Here is a 6876-nt window from a genome sequence, read left to right on the forward strand (position 1 = left end):
AGGCCGCAATCATAATTATTTCTGTAAAACCCTAGCCCTTAGCACCTGATAATCCTATACTGGTAAGCAAAGGAGGCGGAACACTGTGAAGAAAAGTTCCGATTGTACCGAGATTTTAGTGGGTAAAGCTGCCAGCATGGACGGCTCCACGATTGTTGCGCGTAACGAGGATGGGTATGGTCCCATCAACCCGATTAAGTTCGTGGTGCATCCCGCCACGGATCAAAAGCAGGCGACATTTACGTCGGCGGTGACTGGGGTAGAGGTCCCGTTACCCGATCATGCCTACCGTTATACGGGCACGCCACAGGCCGATCAAAGCGACGGCCAGTATGAAGAAGCCGGAATTAATGAATTTAACGTGGGCATGAGTGCTACTGAGACCACGGCGACCAACGCCCGTGTATTGGGCTACGACCCGCTCGTAAATGACGGGATCAATGAAGAGGCCATGATTACACTGGTCTTACCCTATGTTAAGTCTGCCAAGGAAGGGGCCCAACGTTTAGGCGCCTTACTGGAAAAGTATGGGACCGGCGAAAGCAACAGTATCGCCTTCAACGACCAAGACGAGATTTGGTATTTGGAAACGGCTGGGGGACACCATTGGGCAGCCATGCGGTTACCGGAAGATAGCTATGCCATTGCGCCGAACCAGACGTTGATGCAAGAGGTTGATGTGAACGATGACGCGAACTTCTTAGTGGCGACCGACTTAGTCGATTTCGTCAATCAATACCACTTGAATCCAACACCAGGACACTTCAATTTCCGAGATATCTTCGGGACGCACGGTGAAGATGATGCCTACTACAATACGCCGCGGACGTGGTATGGTCAGAAATTATTTAATCCAGAAATTACGGATCAACAGCCAACGGATCAGGACATGCCGTTTACGCGCCAGCCAAGCAAGAAGATTGCGATTGAAGATGTTGAATTCTTCCTATCTTCGCACTACAACGGCACACCTTACGATCCGTTTGGGACGTTTGCTTCCGGTTCGGCCGATGATCAGAAGAAGTACCGGCCAATCGCCATGGATCGTAACCAGTGTTCCTCTATTCTCCAGATTCGAAATGACGTGGACGCCGATCACGCGGCTATTCAATGGATCGCGATGGGCTTCTTCGCCTACGCCCCATACGTGCCATTCTTTACGAATGTTCAGGATACGCCAGAAGATTACAAGAACACGACGACCGAAGTTTCCGTGGACAACGTTTATTGGTTAAACAAGACATTATCCGTCCTGATCGAACCACATTTCCACGAATTTGTTGAAACGGTCAACGCCTTTCGCGAGGGGTGTCAATCCTATGGTCGGGCGCGGGTGGCCGCTACGGATGCCGCTATCAAGGGTAATCCTGACGCCACGCGTTTCTTGACCCAGAGCAATGCCGAAACGGCCGGTGAAGTTTCCAAACGGACGCACGCCTTGTTCAATGACTTGGTTAAGCAGGGACTACTGCTCTCCAAGACGGCTTGGGAAAAAGGCCAAAACCTGTAATCGGGGGTGTTTAACCGAGAGTTATGGGGCATAATCAATTGTTTATTTAATAGATTGTCATGATAAGGAGTAGGTTGAGGACAGACTAGGAGGGCTGAACATGAAATGGATGAAGGTGGTTTTGGCGAGTGGCTTAGGACTACTGCTGTGGGGTGGTGCCACGACGGCACAGGCGGCCAAACGGGTGACATTACCAGCGTACCCGCAACAACGCATTTTTACGTTTAAAGCTAAGGGAACGAAGGTTTATAGTTATCCCCGCGCTGCCTATGCCCACAGCAAGGTCTTGGGGACCGCGCAAAGCAAGCAAAAGTTGTGGACGGTGGACAAGGTCGTGACCGTTGGTGGGAAACGCTACGTTCGGCTGAATCGCGTGGCCGCAACGCCGTTGAACCACAGCCAAGCAATCGTTGAACCAAGTAAGGCGGGTTCGACTAAACTCGTGGGCGGTTACGTGGCCCTAAGCAAGTTGAAAGTTCACCAACAGATTAGCCAATTGAAGTCGGTGAAGAAGACTGCTTACTGGACGCCAACCACAGCACATGATTTCTGGAATATGCCGAAAAAGACGTTGGGCACCACGGCGGCAATCCACTTTGGGACCACCTATGGGTACCGGACGATTTACGCCATCCAGTCGTTGACGACCAAGACGAAGCAGCACTATTTATACTTTGAAACGGCCGCGGGGAAAGCTATCGGATGGTTGCCAACCAGTGCCGTGATTAAAGGTAGTTATCCGAATATCGTGAAGCGTGAGTTGACACGCGGTGGCTTAGCGGCAACCAAGAAAGTGGCGACGTTGGACAATAGTGCTCACATTAAGATCGGAACCGCCATGCGTGATGGACAGTTGCAGCGTGTCGTGATGCTGAAGCAGAATAGTCAAGCGCTGATTTACGAGTATCAGAACGGTAAAGCCGTACGTAAAATCACGCGGAACGCCACGGGAAAGCTACTGACAAGTCAAGCGATTACGCCGGTCGCCACAGTGGCATTTAAACTGGTAGCCACCTTTGATCTGAGTGGTCAGACCTATCAAGGGACGGTCACGCCTACGGGAAAGATTGATATTCCGATCTACTTCGGGTGGGTTGCTTAACGATCGTTTTAAACAAAATCAGTCGCCTAGAACTACGGGACAGAAAAAGCTTGGACAATTTTGCCCAAGCTTTTTTGGCGTCAAGGCGGGTGGAAGTGGTAAGCTAATCTCGAGGTGAAAATAGATGGCAAAATCAGAATTAGAAAAGTTGGATGCTGGTGAGCCCTATTATTTCTTAGATCAGGAGGTTGCGGCCCGTAAAGCCCGCGCGGCACGGCTCTGTCAGGAGTTTAATCAAATTCCGGCAACCGATCCGGCAGCACAGACGGCGAAGATTAAAGAGATTTTGGGCAGTCATGGCAAACGCGTTTCGGTCCAGGCCACGTTTAATTGTGATAATGGTCAGAATATTCACGTGGGCGAAGATTTTTTGAGTAATTACAACCTGACGATTTTAGATATTGCGCCGGTGACCATTGGGGATCACGTGATGATTGGCCCCAATGTTGATATTTACACCGTAAATCATCCGTTAAAGGCTGCGGAGCGTCGGGGGTATCTGGCGCAAGCCCAGCCGGTGACCATCGGCCATGATGTCTGGATTGGGGGTAAAGTCGCCATTATGCCGGGCGTGACCATCGGAAATAACGTCGTGGTTGCGGCGGGCGCGGTAGTGACCAAGGACGTCCCTGCCAATGTTTTAGTTGGGGGTGTCCCCGCCAGAGTCATCAAGGTATTGCCGCTGGATGGTCCACAGGGTGAAGAAAATAGCGATATTGCCCAGATGCTACGTTAAAACGGGGTGTGGTCATTGATCAGACAACGTTATAAAGACCAAAAAGTCAAAACGTTCTGTAAACCCAACGATTTACAGAACGTTTTGACTTTTGATGACGGGATAATCTTGTGATCTAGACTTTTAAGGGATTAGCTAATTCTTAATCAGTGACCGGAACATTCTCCCGTAAAACGCGTGCCGGATTCCCCGCAATAACCACGTTGTCGCCAAATGACTTGGTCACCGTGGAATTGGCGCCCACGACAACGTTATTGCCTAGTGTAACGCCGGGAAGAATGACGGAGCCGCCACCGATCCAGACGTGATCACCAATCGTAACGGGCTTGCCCAGACCGGTAAAGGTATCGCGGGCAGCTGGATCAAGGGGATGGTAGGCGGAGTAGATCTGCACGTGCGGCGCCATCATGCAGTGGTCGCCAATGGTCACGGGAGCAACGTCTAAGATGACGTTGTCGTAATTACAGATGAAGTAGTCCCCGACGTGGATATTGTAGCCAAAGTCACAGCGAAAGTTGGGTTGGACCCAAGGACTCTTGCCGACGGATCCAAACAATTGGCGAACAACGTGTTCCTTTTGCTCGGTCGCTGTATCGTCCAGTTCATTCATGATTTTACACAGGCGCCGGGCCTTGGTCTCCTCAGCAGCCAATTCGGGATCCATGATGTTATAGGGTTCGCCCGCTAAAAACTTTTCTTTTTCAGTCTTCATTATCATCGTGCCTCCAGGTCTTTTCGCTTATTGTAGCATAGAAATACCGATTTGTACGGACTAATTGTAACCGCTAACATTTATCTGGTTAACAAATCAACGTGAATTGCGGATGAAATATTTGTGCCCCCCAGCGATGAGGGACTTTAATTGCTTCGCTAAGCGAACTAGGCGGGTCTGGTGGCAAATTTGGCGGCAGATGGCCTAGAATGAATGCAAAGTTATGGGTAGCTTGTCCCCCATAACCTGTACTCAGTTTTAAAATGACAACGGATAATGTCAGGCGACTACCATCAATTCGGCTGATTACAATTCGTGACTGAGGTTGATGGGCTCCCATGATTGTGGGGGCCTATTTGAATTGGTGAAATTAAAGCGGTTACAAAAAATAATCCAGCCGCGAAGCGCGAATTTTAAAAAATAACTTTGCTATAATAAGTGGTGCTTGCTAATTTTAATCGATAAGAGGGATTGAATATGAGGGAATTAACTGTGAGTGTCAATGGGAAGTGGCCACGATGACCCGAAAACATTACTTACGCGGAATTTTACTCGCGAGTTTTGCGGCGGTGCTCTGGGGTGTCTCGGGCGTGGCGGCTAGTTCGCTGTTCACCTTCAATTCGCAGGTGACCGCGCTGTGGCTGACGCAGATCAGAATGATTAGTGCAGGTTTAATCCTACTCATCATTGCGCGGTTCGTCGGGTCCCAGCCGCTGAAAATTTGGCGACAAAAGTCTTCGGCCATTCAGGTGGTCAGCTACGGGTTATTGGGTATGATCCCGGTACAGCTCTGTTACTTTGAGGCCGTAAAATATGGGAATGCGCCGATTGCGACCATTATCCAATTTCTGGGACCCTTTATTATCAGCCTTTACTTTTTAATCTTTAAACACATTACGCCAACGCGACCGGAAGCGGTGGGGATGATCATGGCGTTCTTTGGGACCTTACTGATCGTGACCCATGGACATCTAAACAGCCTGGCAATCTCGCCGGTCGTTCTCTTCTGGGGCGGTCTATCGGCCATAGGGGTGGCGACCAATACCTTGTTGCCGCGGCCGTTACTGCCTAAGTTTGGCGCCCTGTCGGTGACCGGCTGGGGCTTACTGGTGGCGGGCCTGTCGCTAAACATTTTTGGCCCGTTATGGCAGGCCAACGTCCACGTGACTGGGCCGGAGATTGGCCTGATCCTCTTCATCATTGTTTTTGGCACGGTCTTTCCGTTCCTGATGTTTGCCCACGCGCTGGCCGATATTTTACCGACCACGGCGAGCCTGTTGGATGCCTTTGAACCGCTGGCGGCAACGGTCTTCTCGGTAACCTTCTTAAATGTACAGTTGACGAGCTACGACCTATTTGGTGGCGCGATGATTATTCTCGCCGTGATGGCCCTGTCGCTTAACGGCCGCAAGATGATCAACTTTCTCCGGCACTTCGGAACGAATGAGAGTTGATTAAAAAAGACTAATTAGCGACTGAAAGTGGCGAACGGTAAGGCGGCTGGAGACATGAAACTCGAATCGGCTTGCTTTCTAGGAGGGCTTTCGGTATACTAATGAGCAATTCAGTCAATTGGCTGAATCCAAGGAGATGATCGACGATGATGGCATCGTTATTTGTACGGAAAAGTGTTGGCTGTTAGCGACACTTTTCTGCAAAAACCTTTCAGAGAAGTGTCTGGTTTAAATCTGAAAGGAAGCAACATTTATGGAACCAACAATCACCGCTTACGAATATAGTTATATCACCCAGCAGGTCAACGCACTCGTCAGTGCTTATCTGGCCGTCAATGATCGCCGGATGCGCCGTGTCGTGCGCGACACCACGATTGGCAATATCGCCGCGCACTTACCCGCGAACGAACCGTTGGCGCAAGCCTTCTTGGAACGGCTACAGCCCGACCGGTTAACCCGGGAGGCCGCGGCTAAACTACTGCCGACTCTTGAGCCGCTGGTGATCCCTTTTCCCAGCTTGAGTCAAAAACAACTGGAAAAGCTCTTTCGTAAAGTGAAGAAGTTAAAGCAACCGGAGTGGGGCACCCTTGATTTACACGAGATGACCTATCTGGGATGGAATGATGGGGGAAGCCAGAAGAAATATCTGGTCGCGCCTTATCAGGACCGGCTTATTGGAATTCAGGGCGACATGGGCCCCAAGACAGTGAAGGGTGTTTGTGCGATCTGCCAAACCATTGGCAACGTTTCGCTGTTCGTGTCCACGACCAAGAAATCCGGGTTGGGCACGTTCACGCGAAATGGGAACTACATTTGCCGCGATAGTGCACAGTGCAATCGCCAACTGATTGATCCCCAGCCGCTCGCCGACTTCTTAGAAATTGTTCGACCCAAACGATAATCAAAAAACGCACCGCAGCTCCCCAATTAATCAGGGAGTCGCGGTGCGTTTCCTATTTTAACCAAAGACTGAAAGTTCAAGAACACGCTCCAATTCCCAGCTGATAAGGTTTATCACCATAAAATTAGTCATCAACGACCACCTGTGGCTACCAGAGATTCCGGCGCTGTGGGGACCGCCTGCGGCCTGAGAAACGGTCCTCCGGCTCGGTTTGAAGCCTGACAAACCCCGTCAGTCTCCAAACACGTCCCGCGCTGTAAGCTGCTGCACAGCTAACACCGCTGTCACGGCTACCTCCATCTCTGGCTGCCTCCGGTTACGATGATTGAAAACTACTAAACGTGCGGTGACGTCGCTGGAGCGGCAACGTTCTGCCGGTTTAATTGGATACATCTCATGTAGCCGTGAGTGAGTCAAATTTGGTCTCAGCCGTGGGATTTTTCAAGTGGTCTGCTTGAAAA

At 50.5% G+C, this 6876-nt stretch carries 6 protein-coding genes; 5 read left to right on the plus strand and 1 reads right to left on the minus strand.

What is annotated here, in order from left to right; translation table 11 throughout:
• Positions 1-85: 85 nt before the first annotated feature.
• The 3 genes from HEQ50_RS10380 (at position 86) to HEQ50_RS10390 (ending at position 3348) form a co-directional block, all read left to right on the plus strand.
• Positions 86-1510, plus strand: a complete 1425-nt coding sequence (locus tag HEQ50_RS10380) for a C69 family dipeptidase (protein WP_168900443.1) — start codon at positions 86-88, stop codon at positions 1508-1510.
• 100 nt (positions 1511-1610) lie between these two features.
• Positions 1611-2612: a GW dipeptide domain-containing protein gene (locus HEQ50_RS10385; protein WP_168900444.1), complete on the plus strand. Its 1002-nt coding sequence runs from the start codon at positions 1611-1613 to the stop codon at positions 2610-2612.
• 124 nt (positions 2613-2736) lie between these two features.
• Positions 2737-3348 (plus strand): sugar O-acetyltransferase, encoded by a 612-nt coding sequence (locus HEQ50_RS10390; RefSeq protein ID WP_168900445.1) that lies wholly within the window; start codon positions 2737-2739, stop codon positions 3346-3348.
• 142 nt (positions 3349-3490) lie between these two features.
• On the opposite strand, the gene HEQ50_RS10395 is transcribed toward HEQ50_RS10390, so the two are convergent.
• Positions 3491-4060: a sugar O-acetyltransferase gene (locus tag HEQ50_RS10395; protein ID WP_168900446.1), complete on the minus strand. Its 570-nt coding sequence runs from the start codon at positions 4058-4060 to the stop codon at positions 3491-3493.
• Between the two features lie 518 nt (positions 4061-4578).
• On the opposite strand from HEQ50_RS10395, the gene HEQ50_RS10400 reads away from it, so the two are divergent.
• Positions 4579-5514 carry a DMT family transporter gene (locus tag HEQ50_RS10400; RefSeq protein ID WP_168900447.1) on the plus strand — a complete coding sequence of 312 codons (936 nt, stop codon included), beginning with the start codon at positions 4579-4581 and terminating at the stop codon, positions 5512-5514.
• Between the two features lie 253 nt (positions 5515-5767).
• Positions 5768-6415, plus strand: a complete 648-nt coding sequence (locus tag HEQ50_RS10405; protein WP_168900448.1) for a FusB/FusC family EF-G-binding protein — start codon at positions 5768-5770, stop codon at positions 6413-6415.
• Positions 6416-6876: the final 461 nt, after the last annotated feature.

The sequence above is a fragment of the Lactobacillus sp. HBUAS51381 genome (assembly GCF_012641095.1).
Taxonomy (GTDB): domain Bacteria; phylum Bacillota; class Bacilli; order Lactobacillales; family Lactobacillaceae; genus Levilactobacillus.